The following is a 14,843-nucleotide window of genomic DNA, read 5'->3' as shown; positions in this document are numbered from 1 at the left end:
GGAAAAAATAGCCTAAATAGGCTGATTCGATGTGTTTGCGGGAAAAAAATCGGCCCAGATCCGCGAAATTTTAATCAGCGAGTCAGCTTGGGAAGAAATGACCTGCTTATTCGCACCTTCCTTAGCTATTCAACCTTTCGGGAAGCTCAATAATTAATAAGAGGGGTGCTTACATTACTGTAAGCTACAGGCAAACCATTATTCAAACACTTGATCATGTAGACATGAAACAGTTTCCCATTCATTTAAATAATGTCGTCTGACAACTACACGTTGTTATAAACAAAGTAATAGCTGTAAAGAGCGGAATTGCTCTTCTATAAAATCACTCGTTGTGAATTATTGCTTTCAAAGGGAAGGTGTTCTCCACCGGATACCCCCTATTTATTGAGAAGAGGCAATAAATAAAGCAGTGGAGAATCCTTGCTAGAAACAAACGAAACGTAGCAATAAAGAACACAACCAAAAATCAAGAGGAATGATTTTAGAGAAGAGGACTATCCCTACAAGGGGAGGAATAGCCATCTATGGGAGAAGTGATTCGAATACTTACCCTATAACTTATTATGACATAAAAAGCACAAATTGTCAAGCTATTTCGTAACACTTATGTTATAGCGCATTCCTCTGTAATACCAGAGGATTTGAATTCTTCAATAATTTCATCCACTTGCTCTTTAACATCCTGAATGCTTGCTACAAGTTCGTTAAGCTCTTCCAGCAATGCCGGATCATCCTGTAGCCCTTCAACCTGCATACAAGCTGTAGAGATGCTCCCTAACTCGCTACAAGCCGTCATCATAAGCGCCACCACCTGCATCAGGCTTTGCGGTGTTCTGTCTCTCTGCATGGTGTTTACAGCTTCCAGGAGTGGGGCGTGATGTTCATAGTGGAATTGGTGCAGGACGTCTGTTAGCCATTCTGGGTGATTATTCTGCATCTTGCATACGCTCCTTAATAGCTTTGATAGCCTGAATCCCTGCCAGGAATGGCGCGGCCTCTGTAGTCAGTACATCAACGATAAGTGAGATCTCTTCTATTTTATTTTCTTTTTCGAGAGAGAGGGCTTGTCCGAATAGGTATTCTACGTATTCAACACGTTCTTTAAAATGTGGGTGTTGTGTGATTTCTTCAATCATAGTTGTCATTCTCCGTTAAAAATAAGCCGTCAAGTTCTCTCAATCCGGCTACGGTGTTATTTATCTGGTTATAAGTGATGTAATGCTCAAGGGATGAGAAGCCCAGGCATTGCCATTTCTTCAAATTTGAATCATCCCAACTATAAACTTTGCGTCTACGTGGTTTGTAATACAATCCGCTCGAACTTTCGAGAAGATCATTTAACGCGGCCCACTCTTCCACAGAGGGCGGTGTTGAATGTACTTCTGTCATTGTTTCAATTAATTCCCCTGGAATTTCTTCCAGAGATTTTACATAAAGACGGGTGTTTTTTTGATTCTGCTTTTATTCTCTCGCTCAAGGCGGGAGAGCGTATTTCTTTCTTTTCGTCCCATTAATTCCTCGTAGAGGGAAACTTCCGTTTTTTCTCGTTAATGTCCATACTGCGTAAAATGCAAATAACCAATACATAGCGATGATCATAAAAGTTTCCCGTATTGTTTCTTAGTTGGTTGTAGTAATGAAGCTCACCGCTTCGTTTACGGTAATGTCGTAATACTTGCCGTGGCGTTCCATTGTAATAACGGCTGCATCGTGCATTAATAACATCCAATAACGCGCCCCGCTTTCGCTTATACCCACACCATCAGCAATGTGTTTCACGGTGGCTTTTATTGCTCCGCTTTCACGTTTAAGAGATGCAAGGTGATAATAAAGACGTTGGCAGACAGTGTTACATTCTATTTGATGATGTGTGGCTTCGTTCAATAGGTATAGTTTATTCAATGTTACTCCTAAGTTTGTTGTGATCGTTCGTATGCTCCGCGTTTGGTTTTAAGATACTGGATTGAATGTTGATTTATTAACTTCCCCTGACTCTCAAACATTGCCAGATAAGGCAAATCAAAGTCATTAAATCCAGTAAACTGATCTGCATCGTTGTAGCGTTCCAAATACCACCAATCCCGGTTTTCATCTCGTGGCGTTTTAAACTCGAACGGGGAGACGGTTTGCTGTTTGGAGGGTGCTTTCCTTGCCGCTGGTTTCTTCGTGGGCTTTGGCTTGGGTGCTGGCTTCACTTTTTCCGGCGCTGGCGCTTCCTCTTCCGGTGCTTCGTCAAGGTCACACATCGGATCGTCGCTTTGCTCCTCCGGCTGAACGGCTGGCGCGGATTCTTTGGCGTTACCAAACACGGGATGTTTCAGACAATCCACCCAGACAGGCTTTTTTGCCGTCCCGGTGTTACGTTCGAGAAGAAATAATTCTGGAGTGAGATCGACAACTGTCCATTCGTAAGTTTTTCCAAATCTCTTTTTGGTTAGCAGTCCGGCGGCTTCCATTCTGCCAATTGCACTGCTCACTGTACCAACGTCAGAAACACCGATTGCCTCAGCGATACTTTCAATGGTGTCGTAGTGCTTACCAGTTGTATAATACTTATTGTCTGTTGATTGGTCGGTGAATAAATGAAATCTCTTTCGGAGGATCATGTATGATAATTTATCGTTACCGATTAGCTTTACTGACTCGCCTGTTTTGAGATTTGTAATTCGAGTTGCTGATAATAATGCTTCTTCGATTGAGGCGTATTTGTATACTTCCCCGTCGATAAAGTTGTTCTTTGCCATCGTTGTTTGCTCCTATGTATGCTCAGTAAATTACGAATGCTCTTCATTTAGTTTTCTCCGCTTCTCATTCGTGGGGTGGGTGTTAACGCTGGAACGCTGCTATTACGCGCCAGCTTTCGAGTATTTGACCGCCAGACTTTGGCATTCTTCAAGAAGGAGTGCGCTTACGCTCATTTTTCGGCGCTTCGCTTCTTTGAATAAAATCTGAAATGTCTCATCCGGGATCATTAACGATGTGGACGGCGGTAGTTTGGTTTTCTTCTCGATCATTCTGGTTTCTCCTTCTGGGTTAGCTGGTCACTGGGGTGAAGTTTGGCGTTGCTCGCCATTCATCAAAGCGTCGGATCGCTTCTTCGAACATCTCCACTCTATCTGGCTGTTCTCGCTTACGTGCTCGGACAAGTGAACTGTAAACAAGTGTTCGTGTTGTTCGGCCTGTGATCAAATCCGCGTAGATTTGGTCAACATTGAAGTAACGCATGTTGTTTGCTCCTGTTTGGTTTTCTCCAGACGCAAAAAAGCCCCCGCACCAAAAAACCTGGTGGAGGCTGCAATTCATGCGTATGGAATGTTGTTAGATGAGGTAGATGATAATGATTATCACCATACTTTTAATAATACACTAAAAGCACACTTGCTGTCAAGCTATTTTTCAATAACTTCGAAAAAGTCAAGCGCATTACATGCTTTTTACCAAAAACCTGGAGTTGCTGTCAATCGAAATTTATGATAGAACTTGCCACCAGAGACGACAGCCATAATAAACACACAAAACAGTCTGTAACGCTCTCTGCGGCGTTCTAACGCATTCAGGCTACCAATCACCAACCACCCTATTAAAATCGCTCTACGGGCTTCCTGTGCGTTCTGGTGACGTATGGCGCACCTCTGGCACTTACTCCCGAAACCAATAGCACAACTACAGAGGGATAACGGTAGTTATCAGGATAGTAGGTGTTGGTATTGGATTGAGGCTGGATGAACTGGAGCCATCAGCGAACAGTGAAGCCTTAGCCACTGACTTACTGAAACCTTGCATGGGTGAACGTTAGTTCATGAATGGATGGTTGAAGTTAGTCAGCTTATCAGATGGACAATCAACGGTAGTTGGTTGGTCAGATGGTAATTCCGCGCACAGCGCAATGGTATTCGCCCACGGCGAAAGCGATCTCTTGCCGATGGCAAATAATCGTTCGTGCCTGACTCTCGTCAGAAACGAAGTTTGCACGAGTTCAGAAGATACAGAGTAACGCTTTGCTGCGTCGTGAGCGGCTGACCGAGGAGCCACCCAAAGGCGAAACAGGTCACTTGCCAGGCGATACACGCCAGCAAATGATCTTTGCGACAAGCGCAAAACACAGATCTTTTAGAAATCTCTTTCTTTAGAATCGATTTCTAAAATCTCTTTCTATTGGGCGGGTTTTTCCCTGGTATCAGAGCCGAATACTTGGGTTTTTCCCGTGTATCCATTCTGAACAGTCGGGTTTTTCCCGTGTATCCTTCATCCTGCTAATTTCGATAGACGGGTTTTTCCCCGTGTATTACGAGAGTACCAAAACGTTACTTTCAGCCCTTCCCCCAACGGCAGACCGTCGCCCTGCTCACTACGAATCGCACATACAACAACACCTAAGATTAATCTTAGATTAACCAAAGGTTATCCCTATCAAACTGGAGCGTAATCCGCTGGTAATTCGCAGGTAAAGAAAGCCATTAATACGGGGGAAAGTTGCCATAGCCATCAAGATAGTAACAAATGAAACTATAACTCATGTTACATAAAACCTTACGCCGTGCGGCTCACAGCGATCATTGTCCACAATGAGCACTTCATGATAGGTGCAATGTGTTGAACGAGTTTTCTAAATTGAAACGATGTTTCTTTTTCCATGCTCAGAATCCATTCATTTGATAATCATTCTCAACAACTCAAATCACATCGCCACAAATGAGAAAGCTTCTCATTTACAGTGCAATGCCTCTACCTCAAGGTTGTGTAGTAATGTGAGATAGAACACCCAACCTATTGATTTAATTAACACACATCGCTTTACCTTCACCCTTCCTCTCTATGGTATGCAATGAATCTGCATAAACCGTGCATAGCCTCGCCAGTATTTGGCAACGTTCAAACATCTGTTTAGACTTGCCAACATTATGATTTTGTTAAGGATATTTCGTATTTGTGCGAGTTTTGAACAGGAGGCCGTGCTTCTTCGCGTTCAGTAGTGCTGGAAATGGCGCAACCTTCCACCACCTTCAATAAAAATGTGAGATTGAATAGTTGTAACTCACTGAAAATGATCATAATCTTATTTCACAGTTTCAAGATTGATGGAGATAAGTTGATGGCGACCACGAAGATAATCACCCAAGCAGAGGCGTTTAAGCTGATAAGCTGGCTTGAGAGTCATAACAAACAGCTATTCGCAGACGTAGCGGTAACAATGGCCTCTTTATGCTTACGTGTCGGGGATACGGTGAATTTGAAGTTCAGCCAGTTCAAGGAGGGAAATACGCTGGAAGTGCTGGAGAGTAAGACGGGCAAGAAGAAAGAAATCATCGTCCCTGCCAAGGTGTGGGAGATTGTAGAACGTCGCCGCCAGGCCTTCCCGAAAGACGAATACGTTTTCACGTCACACAGCAACCGTGCATCAGGAAAATCGCCTGTCAGCCGTGAACAGGTGAACCGTGAGATCAAACAGGCTGCGGAGAGTGTCGGGATTAAAGGAACGGTAGGCTGTCACAGCTTTAGAAAATTTGCATCTACACAAATTTTTGAGCAATCCAATGGCAACCTTGCCTTAGCAATGAAAGCGCTGAACCATTCAGATCCTAAAGTGACCATGAACTATTTGAAGATTGACGTTAAAAGCGTGGGCGCTGCCCTTGCAAACATTTGGGAGTGATCAACATGAAACGCTTACTTTACGTGCTGGTACTGCTGCCGCTGGCGGCTCATGCAGGACAAATTACGATGACTCACCCAGAGGAGGAACAGACGGAGAACGGAAAAACGCTATGCACGTATCAGAACAGCAATTACCTGTTCACCTACGTAACTGAGGGGAAATGTCCCTATACGAAAACCTTCAATACAGAGGATTCGGAAGAGTGAAAAAGGAAGAAGAGCTAATCACCAGCTTTATCTGGTGTGGTGCTACGGTGTGCGTTTATACGCAGGTAGTGAAGTTTGCAGGGACGACAATACAGCGTCACCTGTTACCAACAAACCTTAGAAGAGCAGTTGATCAGCAAGTGGCAGGGGCCGCCAACCACCAAGAAGCCAGCCCCCGCCGTATTCAACATTCCCAACGGAGAGAAGGAAATGCAGAACAGCAGCATTATGGCGTTAGCGCTCGCGCTGTGCAACGCAGAACGAGGTCAAGCGGTTAAAGTACCAGCAATGACAGGAAGCCAGCTTCATTTGCTTATGATGTGGCTACGGGCTTTACAGGAATGATACGAGGGGGCATGATGCCCCCTTTTTTATTGTTAGAGTAATTATCAATCAATAGGATAGGCATCATCAAAACAATCATCACACACCGGATGATCTTGTACATAAGAAGTTGCAGGGTTATCGCAAAATTCACACTGTTCACCTGGTGGTGGTGTAGACTCATCACAAGCTACGCAGTAACCATCTTCTTCGTTGTACTCAGCCCCGCACTCTTCACACGTAATCATACCCATTTCTAATCTCCCATTGCAGTAGGTTTCAACACCTGAGATCACCCAAGGTTAAAAGGGATTATGGGGTTAATGACGTTGTTTCACAATACGGAATAGGTAAACTCACCGGATACCTTACCAATTAAATAAAGGGAATTAGCGCTGTGTCACCATGTACATAGAGGGGGTGTTTAGGCTCACCTGTTGCATTGATTTTAAAGCATTTTGTATCAGCGGGCAGTAAAGCACGTATTGCAGCAGAACGTTGCAAATGCCGTCCCTCATTGCCCCATGCAGCAACCACTACGCCAGCATTAACTACCGTTTCAACTATGTAGAGATCATTATCAGCACCAACCGGATCAGCAGCTTTCATCATCTCAAAGCGGTTTGTATGTACGAATGCAAAGAGGTTAACGATGCGTACACCGCCCATCCCCCACCTTTGAGCAAACGAGATACAGCGCCCAAGCGTGGGATCATCTTGTTCAGCGTCAGCATAAGAAGGGTTCAGACCTATAAAGACCGCATAGGGCTTTGTTTCATCCCAAGTTCTGGCTATCGAATAGCGATACTGTTTGCAATCTGAGAACACTGCGTATTTTAACATTTCCATTTGAATACCTTTGTTTGAGTGGCTCTATTATCCATAACAGGTTTATCAAGTTGCTAAGCGCCAGGCCTCCGTTAATACAAGAAACTTCCGACGGCTTCATGCGTTAGCGACTGCGTACAGCACATCAACCAGCTTCACGGCATCCACATCATTCCAGACCCAATAAGATGGTAACTGATGATGGTTATCGCTATCAGGTTTCCCCAAAACACTCTGAACGATAGCTTGGTGATCTTGCGATGCGGTCACACGCACACTATGTGCCATTTGCATGAAACAAGTTAACCCTTTCAGGTCATCACGTCTGATGTTTTTCTTATGCGTGTCTACGTTCTGGGATGTGACAGTGATCTGCATAGTCTCTTCTCTCTGATGGTTAGGATTAATCTCAGGTTATCCAGAGAGCAGAAAATGTGCAACTAACAGATTTTGGACAATAGCAGCCAATAAGCCCATTGGTGATCGCCTTAAAACATAGCGTTAGCCGCTCGCGCTAATTTAATCTCTGCCTCTTCTTCCTGCTTCTTAGCAAGCCAGGCTTTACCCTCTGGCGTAGCCAGGAATTTACGGGCATGAATTTTACGGTTGTTGCGCTTTGTCGCGGCGCTTTTGGTAGCATTTGCCATGTTCTCACCTCGATTTGCTAATTTTCCTATACGGATCAGTACACTGGAGGCTATCCAAAATTGAGGAACAATGACAAATACAAAACCTTTGGGTAATACATCACCTTTACGTGCCGTGATGGGCACATAAGAGAAAGGGAGCGTAGCGACTTCATTAGAAGTTCCGGCAATGTATCAATAACGTGATTTATCAGGTGATCGTTGTGTTCCGGTGATCGCTACCGTGGCAGAGCCGGATTCTTTCCCGATCCGGTTAGTGTCCCATCATTTACGCCTGTTTATCCATCCATCCCAGCGCCACACAAAGCCCAGAGGCTTACGAATGGATCTGTTATGAACTGCCTGATCTTCGTGTTGCTTCACAGCAAGAATGATCAAGTAGCCCCCGCACGAAGGGGATCACGTTACAGCTTCGTTATCATGTTGTGTGGGCCTGGCTGCCCTATTAGCACGATTCAGTTTTACAAAGCAAGTGATGCTGGTCATGCAAGATTCACATGCTTCTACAGGTTGGACGCTTCGCACACCTGCCCATGCAATGTATACTGATAACCGCCCATACATCACACAGGCGTTTAGACGTGTTAAGGCAAAATCAAAAGTGACGGGGAAAATCACGTAAGCCTTTGATTTTGTTGAAATGGTGCCGATAATAGGAACCAACAAAAAGAACCATCATGCTGATTTTAAAAGAAAATTTAATATCGAAGAATAAACCTATACACATCACTATACACACTGGCGGAGGCGTTCGTTTTTTATACTGAAACACTGTCAGTAAAATCTTTTTTGCATTTAACTGTTCACACTCTTCACCTCGATAATTTTCCATTTAAAATCATAATATTAAGTGGTGATGAGTTGGTGAAGAGTGAACAGTCGACTCTTCACCTTTGTGATTTTTGCGCACGCAGGTTTCGCCTGGTCAGACAATGAGGGGGGGGTAAAAAAGTTTTTTTAGGTTTTACTGTTCACTCTGTTCACCTTTCATTTTTATACAGTAATTTCATGGTGTTAAGTGGTGACCAGTCGGTGAAGGGTGAACAGTCGATTGTTCACCCGGCAGGATAATCAGGTATAAAAAGACCGGCGGCTGCCGGTCTGAGGTAGGTTATGGTGCTGCGGTTTCGTCGCATTTCGGCAGCCAGTCGCCGTTGCTGTCTTCCCTGAGCGTCAGGTTGGTTTGCGTGCCCTGCTTGGTGTGCCGCTTCTCGTAGTTCAGCCCGTACTCTTTCAGCATCATCGGCAGCCCCAGCCCGAACATTTTCAGGCTCAGCACGTGCTTGTAGCCGTTCGCCTCCATATAAACCAGATAAGCGTGATAGAGATAGTTACGGGGTTGTCGCGGGATAATATTGGCGTTCCCCATAAACATCCCGTTTGTCTGCGGCAGCGCCTCCAGATAGCCGCAAAAATCAAATGTCGGGTCAGCATCGCGCTTGATGCTGAGTGCTTCATCGGAGTTCTGCTGTGACTGGAGCAGTGCGCGGGCGCTCATCGGGTCGCTGAACTGCTGCATAAGCTGGCGCACGATGACGGCCAGCTCCTGTGCGATTTTGTCCTTAAGCTGCGGGTCACGCTCCTCCGGGGCGATTTGTTCCGGGAAGTGAATAATCACCCGTCGACGGGAGACACCACCGCTGCGGTCGGTGAAACGCATCGGGTTATTATTCACGGCCAGAATCACCGCCGGGATATAGGCCGAATACGCATCGCGGTATTTCGGGTCGACCGACACGGCATCGCCGCCGGTGATGGCCTTAAGTCCTGCACCGTCCCCGCTCCATTTCTCCTGGTCAGGCAGGCGTATCAGCGAGAAGCCAATCAGCGCCGCGCGTTCGCGGGGTGATTCCAGCGTCTCGATGGTCGCTGACGTGGCGTTATCCTCCCCGGCGAGCAGGGTCGCAATTTCAGCCAGTATACTTTTACCGCTGCCACCCGGACCGGTGACTTCGAGAAAGAGCTGCCAGTCGTAGCGGTTCGCCAGCACCATAAACAGCGCGGCCAGAATAACGTCCCGCTTTTCAGCGTTCCCGCTGGCCGCACGGTCGAGCCAGCGCCAGAAATTCGGCGCGTGGGTTTCCAGCATTTCCCCCTCCACCGGTGGCGTAAAGTCCACGTCACACAGCGTGCGCAGCCAGTGTGATTTTTGGTGTGGGCTGAATTTCCCGCTTTGGGTATCGAGCACGCCGTTGCGAAAACCAATCAGACGGCGCGCCGGGGCGGCCTGCTGGGGTATAATCAGTTTCAGGGTGTCGACCACCGAGGCAATTCTTCCTGACGAGAACGGGGCACGCAGGCGCTGGAACAGCCCGGCCACATCGCGTGCAAAATCCGACGGCGGAATGATTTTCCATGTCCCGGCTTCATAACGGGACAGGAGCTGGCCGTTGGCGTCCACGGCCAGCGCTTCGCCGTAATGCTCATGCACCCGCATCGCCTTTTCACTGGTGCTCATGGCGGTAAATTCCGCCTCGCTCATGGTGTCGAAAGGGCTTTGCGCCGCTGGCCTGATGGTGGCATAAATCGCCTTGCGCGTGGCGTCCTCGCCCTGCTGCATAAACGCATCATTCCAGTCACCGAATACCGGCGGGAGGGCAACCGTGCCCTCACAGGCCTGTGCCGCCGCTGCGGCTTTAGTCTGGCCGTTCCCGCTGAGGTCACGGTCGGCGGCGAGGACAATCTGACAGGCCGGGTGTGTCTGACGGGCAAGGCTCGCCAGAGAAAGGAGGTTCACGGACGAGAGCGCGACCATGACGGTTTCGCCGGTCAGGTGATGCACGGTGAGTCCGGTCGCATAGCCCTCCGCTATCCACAGCCGTTTCCCTGCCTCTTTTTTCCCTTCGAGGGTGTGGCATGTCCCTTTTACCGCTCCGCCTTTCAGGGTGCGTTTGAGACCCTCAGAATTGATAAGCTGCACGTTAACCAGCACGCCGGTGTCGTCATACAACGGCACCACCACATCACCGGCGTGGAACGTCACGCCGCCGGTTTTGTGTGTACCGGTCAGCATGACACACTCATGACCGGGGAAGCCCTTGCGGGTCAGGTAGGCGTTGCCGGTGGCCGTGCGGGTTTTCTCCAGAAGCTTTGCAGCAAGCGTGGCGGCCGCCTTGCGGTCGGCATCAGTTTCAGCCTCAGCGGCGGCAATAATGTCCTCAGCAACCGGCGGCAGGCTGCCGGTCAGGGCGCTCACCTTACCGGCGGCCTCGGAGGCCGACACGCCGAACACCTTTTCGACCAGTTTCAGTCCGTCACCCGCGCCGCACTGGTTGCAGAACCACGTCCCGCGCCCCTCTTTATCATCAAAGCGAAAGCGGTCAGAGCCGCCGCACACCGGGCAGGCCTGATGCCGGTTTTTCATCACTGTCACACCCAGCGCCGGGAGAATGCGCGGCCAGTGACCGCACGCCTGTTTTACGGTGTCCGTTACGTTCATTTTCATCGTTATTTTCCCTCAGTGCAGTACAGGCGACTGGATATGGCGGGTGCAAAGCTCATCCATTACGGCGAGCCCCAGAAAGGACAGAGACGGCGCGGCTTTAAGTGGCCCGGCTTCCATTAAATCTTCCAGCAGCGCACAGGCAATCAGACGACCTTTTTCCTCGCCATGCTGGCGCAGATAAAACCCTTCCAGCTCGGCGGCAATCGCGCTTTCCAGCGCGTCGAGGGTGAGGTGCGGGTGGCGGTGCTGACGTTCGCACACCGACAGCCAGGCACAGGCCACAGCGCGGCGATACAGGGCGGCGCGTAATACAGGCGATAATGGCTTTTTCATGCGTTAGCCTCCCCGGTCAGCCAGCGCTGATTACAGCGTTCGACCACGCCGTCGAGCTGGGCGGTCATCAGGTAAATCACGGAGGTGAGCTGCGACTGTTGTGCCGGGTCGCGGCGAAGGGTGGTGCAGTCCTGCTCCTGCATCAGGGTATTAACGAAGTGGCCGACATTGCGAAGATGTTCCAGGCATTCGAGTTCCTGAATGGTGATGGTGGTGTGTTTCATGCACGTCCCTCCGCAACCGGCAGACGGCCAGCAAACGAGAGGACGTAATCACGCACAAGAGAAAGGCGTGCAGCGTGCTCGTCACCGGCAACGGTGCGGAGCATACAGATACGGGGCTTGCGGTCTGCACGACGAACGGCGGCAAACACAAAGACAAACTGCGGGTGTGACGGGGTGAGGATCGTAGCCATAGCGGCAACCTCCATAGTTAGCTGATAACAGCTACCACCGAAGTTCTCACGCAATGGTGGTAGCCCAGACGGGGGTGAGAAACCGGCAACTATGGAAACCGGCCAGCCCGAAAGCTGCCCCGCCTGAGCCACCATTATTTTGACGGCGCAACAGACAAAGAACCGTTGCCCGATAAATGGGTGCACAAAAGCATAGACACAAAAAAAGACGCATGGCGCGTCCGGTGTCGCCATAGTTAAACTCGGGTTCTCACGCCCGGCTGTCGATTTTGCGACAGCAGGAAAACTGTACCAGGAAACACACAACAGAAGCAAGCCAGAAAAAGGGATTGTTTGCTGAACGGTCATCATCATGCGTCGTAACCCCGGTTACGTTCGGCAATGCGATCCGCCATCCATCCGGTAATTTCTGACTGCGCCCACGCCACGTTTTTGCCGCCCAGTGAGATTTGTTTCGGGAATGCCTCCCGACTGATGAGGTCGTAAATGGTCGACCGGGACAGGCCGCACAGGTGCATCACTTCCGGCAGACGGATAAAGCGTTCCTGAACGGCGTCAGAGACCGGCATCAGCGGTGCGGCAGGGGCAGAAGACGGGGAAGAAAAAGCGGTGTGCATCGGGCTACCTCATAAAGTCCATACAGTGCCGGTCGTGTCCGTCCGGCCTCGGGTAGCTCTCTATTTTGTGAATATTTTCTCTCAGGGCAACAAGTCTTTTTGTAGCACCTCACCACACAACAGGCTGATTTTTATACAGTGGCTAACACTGGCAATGTTCTCGCACATCCTGAACATGTTCTGGCACATCCTCGCACAATTTCATAGAAGCAAAAGTGGTTCATTTCCTTTTTCTAATCAAAAAAAAGATTAAGAGTGAGAATATGTTATCTGAAAAAGGTGAACAGTGGTGAACAGACGGTGAACAGTCACACTCTCAACTGTTCACCCTTTAATTCACTGTATTACTTATCTTTTTTCTTATGGTGAACAGTGGTGAACAGTAAACAGTAAAAAAACAAACAGAGAGGTGGTTTTCCTGAGACCTTTCTCTGGCAAGCCGGGTTTTTGAGTGCTGCTTGTGCCAGCGCTGCCACAACTGCAACCGGTCGCGATGTTGTGTGGTGCACGGCAGAATCTCTTCATCTTGATATCCCGAGGAGAACAACCATGACTGACTCAACCCTGCCTGAATACCTGAAACCTGCGTTTAACCGTCTTGATAAGGCAAAAGCCGTCCACACTGAAAATGCCCGCAATCTGGATGAGGTCACCACGGCCATCGCCCGCACTGCGGAGCAAAAAGCAGGGCTGGAGCAGGAGAACGGCATTGATACTGGCGAATGGCGCAGTGCCTTTCGCGCCGCCGGTGCAGTGCTGACGGATGAACTCAGAAACCGTCACCTGATGCGCGTTGCTTCCCGTGAGCTGGCACAGGAATGTGACGCGATGGCAGAAGTACTGAATTTTGAACGCGATAAACTGGAAGCAGCCTGTAGCGTTTCGGCACGGGACTACCGCCAGGAGCATTACGACCTCCTGAGAAAATATGCTTCCGGTGAGCTTGATAAGGCACTCAGGGAAGCCTGTGGGCCGCTCATCCGGGCGATGAAGCTGAAAATGCTGTCACGCAGTGGCGAGCCTGAAAGGGAAGCGGAAGCCGCACTGGGGTATGTGGAGCCGGAGAAGGAAATCATGCAGGAGGTCGTGTCCTGGCTTATGGATGCGGCCACGAAACATCACATTCGCCTCAGTGATGAACCCGTACTTTATCGCGCCGGGCTGTCGGCCGAAACACTCCCGCACATGGATTATAAGACAGCCTCAACGCCTGCACGCCGCACCCGATTCTATAACGAGCTGCGTGAACGTGAGACCGACCTTAAAGCGCGTGGCCTTCTGCCATGATGCACTGCCCGTTCTGCAAAAGTCCGGCGCACACACGCAGCAGCCGATATTTGTCGGAAAGGGTCAAACAGAGTTATTACCAGTGCACGAATATTGTGTGTTCGGCTTCTTTCCGGGCGATGACGGCAGTGGACAAAATCATACAGTCACCGGCACTGGCCGACCTGAGCGATGACGAATTTATCGTGTGTGAGTCCGGTAAAATTAAAAAACAACGTTTTCATTAATCACGGGGATTTCGATGACAACCTTAACGCTGGAGCAGGCTTATGAAGCCTGCCAGAACAACAAATCCACCTGGCTGAATCTCAAAGCAGAGCTGGCTGCGACCGAAGAGGAATACCGGGAACAGCTTCAGGCGGACACAGAACATCCTGCCGGTCGTCTTCAGGTACTGCGCGACACAATTGAAGTCAGACAGTGGGAAATTAACGGCGCGGCCGGGCGCTATATACGCTCGCATGAAGCCGTGCAGCATATCAGCATCAGTGACCGGCTTGATGAGTTTATGCAGGCGCACGGCGATATGCTGGCCTCCATTCTGGCACCGGAACTGATGGATATCAGCGGGCAGTCAGACCGGATGAAAGAGCGTGCGGTTGACCGGTCACTGATTTATCTGCGTGAAGCCCTTCTGGTCTGGCTGACGGGAGGAAAAAAAATAGAATATTGTGCACAGGACAGTGCAATTTTAACGGCCATCGGTTTCAGGCCTGACGCGGCTTCGCGGGTGGATAATCAGGTAAAATATTCACCCGCAAAAAACATGATTTTTGCCCGCCGTCGTGCAGAACTGGCCGCACAGTAGTCCACTAAATAAATCCCCGAAAATACCGCTATTTTTCCGAAAAAAAGCCATGCATGTCTAAGGTGCATGGTTTTGCATGAGTTTTTACGCCACTGAATATCTCTCCCGCGCCAGTACTGGCGCGTCCTGAGTCCTGTCATGCACCTGCATTAAAAGCGCCCCGTTAAGCGGGCAGGCGTGGCGGGGAGAGCATTGCGCGCTGGAACAATAATTAATAATTTATTTTTCCTAGCTTATGCATGTCTCTGCGCCTCGCAAATTCGCGGGGATGATG

Annotated in this window: 20 protein-coding genes and 1 pseudogene; 7 read left to right on the top strand and 14 right to left on the bottom strand. The window is 49.1% G+C overall.

Features of this window, described 5'->3' with window-relative positions; translation table 11 throughout:
• A pseudogene (locus tag ACJBF3_RS22735) lies at positions 1–153 on the top strand (EAL domain-containing protein); the annotation flags it as partial.
• A gap of 454 nt (positions 154–607) precedes the next feature.
• Here the strand turns inward: ACJBF3_RS22735 and ACJBF3_RS22730 are convergent.
• The 5 genes from ACJBF3_RS22730 to ACJBF3_RS22710 all read right to left on the bottom strand — a co-directional run bounded on the left by ACJBF3_RS22730 (position 608) and on the right by ACJBF3_RS22710 (position 3,017).
• Entirely contained in the window at positions 608–940 is a 333-nt protein-coding gene (locus tag ACJBF3_RS22730; protein ID WP_045330364.1) for a hypothetical protein, read from the bottom strand.
• Positions 930–1,139, bottom strand: coding sequence for a hypothetical protein (locus ACJBF3_RS22725; RefSeq protein ID WP_045330365.1), 210 nt, complete (start codon positions 1,137–1,139; stop codon positions 930–932). The genes ACJBF3_RS22730 and ACJBF3_RS22725 overlap by 11 nt, the downstream gene beginning before the upstream one ends.
• Positions 1,140–1,623: 484 nt before the next feature.
• Positions 1,624–1,905, bottom strand: a complete 282-nt coding sequence (locus ACJBF3_RS22720; RefSeq protein ID WP_008321362.1) for a hypothetical protein — start codon at positions 1,903–1,905, stop codon at positions 1,624–1,626.
• Positions 1,906–1,913: 8 nt separating this feature from the next.
• The gene (locus ACJBF3_RS22715) at positions 1,914–2,747 is read right to left on the bottom strand and encodes a winged helix-turn-helix domain-containing protein (protein WP_045330366.1); all 834 of its coding nucleotides are present in this window, start codon (positions 2,745–2,747) and stop codon (positions 1,914–1,916) included.
• A gap of 102 nt (positions 2,748–2,849) precedes the next feature.
• Entirely contained in the window at positions 2,850–3,017 is a 168-nt protein-coding gene (locus ACJBF3_RS22710) for a hypothetical protein (protein ID WP_165602410.1), read from the bottom strand.
• A gap of 1,967 nt (positions 3,018–4,984) precedes the next feature.
• Between ACJBF3_RS22710 and ACJBF3_RS22705 the strand changes: the two genes are divergently transcribed.
• The 3 genes from ACJBF3_RS22705 to ACJBF3_RS22695 all read left to right on the top strand — a co-directional run bounded on the left by ACJBF3_RS22705 (position 4,985) and on the right by ACJBF3_RS22695 (position 6,210).
• A complete protein-coding gene (locus ACJBF3_RS22705; RefSeq protein ID WP_227658507.1) occupies positions 4,985–5,656 on the top strand; it encodes a tyrosine-type recombinase/integrase in 672 nt (223 codons plus the stop codon).
• A gap of 5 nt (positions 5,657–5,661) precedes the next feature.
• Positions 5,662–5,865 (top strand): hypothetical protein, encoded by a 204-nt coding sequence (locus ACJBF3_RS22700; protein ID WP_032750067.1) that lies wholly within the window; start codon positions 5,662–5,664, stop codon positions 5,863–5,865.
• Positions 5,866–5,940: 75 nt separating this feature from the next.
• Complete coding sequence (locus ACJBF3_RS22695; RefSeq protein ID WP_032748138.1) at positions 5,941–6,210, top strand: hypothetical protein; 270 nt, start codon at positions 5,941–5,943, stop codon at positions 6,208–6,210.
• A 44-nt stretch (positions 6,211–6,254) separates the two neighbouring features.
• Here ACJBF3_RS22695 and ACJBF3_RS22690 read toward each other — a convergent pair whose 3' ends face one another.
• The 9 genes from ACJBF3_RS22690 to ACJBF3_RS22650 form a co-directional block, all read right to left on the bottom strand.
• On the bottom strand, positions 6,255–6,443 hold the full coding sequence (locus tag ACJBF3_RS22690) for a hypothetical protein (RefSeq protein ID WP_123893700.1): 189 nt from the start codon (positions 6,441–6,443) through the stop codon (positions 6,255–6,257).
• A gap of 121 nt (positions 6,444–6,564) precedes the next feature.
• Entirely contained in the window at positions 6,565–7,038 is a 474-nt protein-coding gene (locus ACJBF3_RS22685) for a DUF1643 domain-containing protein (protein ID WP_077254484.1), read from the bottom strand.
• 96 nt (positions 7,039–7,134) lie between these two features.
• Positions 7,135–7,395: a hypothetical protein gene (locus tag ACJBF3_RS22680; RefSeq protein ID WP_032748139.1), complete on the bottom strand. Its 261-nt coding sequence runs from the start codon at positions 7,393–7,395 to the stop codon at positions 7,135–7,137.
• A 110-nt stretch (positions 7,396–7,505) separates the two neighbouring features.
• Positions 7,506–7,664 (bottom strand): hypothetical protein, encoded by a 159-nt coding sequence (locus ACJBF3_RS22675; RefSeq protein WP_162934431.1) that lies wholly within the window; start codon positions 7,662–7,664, stop codon positions 7,506–7,508.
• 1,111 nt (positions 7,665–8,775) lie between these two features.
• Complete coding sequence (locus tag ACJBF3_RS22670) at positions 8,776–11,109, bottom strand: phage/plasmid primase, P4 family (protein WP_063924031.1); 2,334 nt, start codon at positions 11,107–11,109, stop codon at positions 8,776–8,778.
• A gap of 12 nt (positions 11,110–11,121) precedes the next feature.
• A complete protein-coding gene (locus ACJBF3_RS22665) occupies positions 11,122–11,442 on the bottom strand; it encodes a DUF5375 domain-containing protein (RefSeq protein WP_063924030.1) in 321 nt (106 codons plus the stop codon).
• On the bottom strand, positions 11,439–11,666 hold the full coding sequence (locus tag ACJBF3_RS22660) for a hypothetical protein (RefSeq protein WP_063924029.1): 228 nt from the start codon (positions 11,664–11,666) through the stop codon (positions 11,439–11,441). Before ACJBF3_RS22660 ends, ACJBF3_RS22665 begins: the two co-directional genes overlap by 4 nt.
• Positions 11,663–12,211, bottom strand: a complete 549-nt coding sequence (locus tag ACJBF3_RS22655; protein WP_080473001.1) for a host cell division inhibitor Icd-like protein — start codon at positions 12,209–12,211, stop codon at positions 11,663–11,665. Before ACJBF3_RS22655 ends, ACJBF3_RS22660 begins: the two co-directional genes overlap by 4 nt.
• Positions 12,208–12,474 carry an AlpA family transcriptional regulator gene (locus ACJBF3_RS22650; protein ID WP_004132554.1) on the bottom strand — a complete coding sequence of 89 codons (267 nt, stop codon included), beginning with the start codon at positions 12,472–12,474 and terminating at the stop codon, positions 12,208–12,210. Before ACJBF3_RS22650 ends, ACJBF3_RS22655 begins: the two co-directional genes overlap by 4 nt.
• A 549-nt stretch (positions 12,475–13,023) precedes the next feature.
• On the opposite strand from ACJBF3_RS22650, the gene ACJBF3_RS22645 reads away from it, so the two are divergent.
• The 3 genes from ACJBF3_RS22645 to ACJBF3_RS22635 are packed head-to-tail and all read left to right on the top strand — an operon-like array spanning position 13,024 to position 14,569.
• Positions 13,024–13,761 (top strand): hypothetical protein, encoded by a 738-nt coding sequence (locus tag ACJBF3_RS22645; protein ID WP_063924028.1) that lies wholly within the window; start codon positions 13,024–13,026, stop codon positions 13,759–13,761.
• Positions 13,758–13,988: an ogr/Delta-like zinc finger family protein gene (locus tag ACJBF3_RS22640; RefSeq protein ID WP_074173801.1), complete on the top strand. Its 231-nt coding sequence runs from the start codon at positions 13,758–13,760 to the stop codon at positions 13,986–13,988. Before ACJBF3_RS22645 ends, ACJBF3_RS22640 begins: the two co-directional genes overlap by 4 nt.
• A gap of 14 nt (positions 13,989–14,002) precedes the next feature.
• Positions 14,003–14,569, top strand: a complete 567-nt coding sequence (locus ACJBF3_RS22635) for a phage polarity suppression protein (protein ID WP_063924027.1) — start codon at positions 14,003–14,005, stop codon at positions 14,567–14,569.
• Positions 14,570–14,843: the final 274 nt, after the last annotated feature.

Origin of the sequence: Enterobacter sp. PP-008-ECC_S150, assembly GCF_045257065.1 — a bacterium.
GTDB lineage: Bacteria > Pseudomonadota > Gammaproteobacteria > Enterobacterales > Enterobacteriaceae > Enterobacter > Enterobacter chengduensis.
Note: the sequence above shows the minus strand (reverse complement) of the source record. Positions and strands in the feature narration are given on the sequence as shown.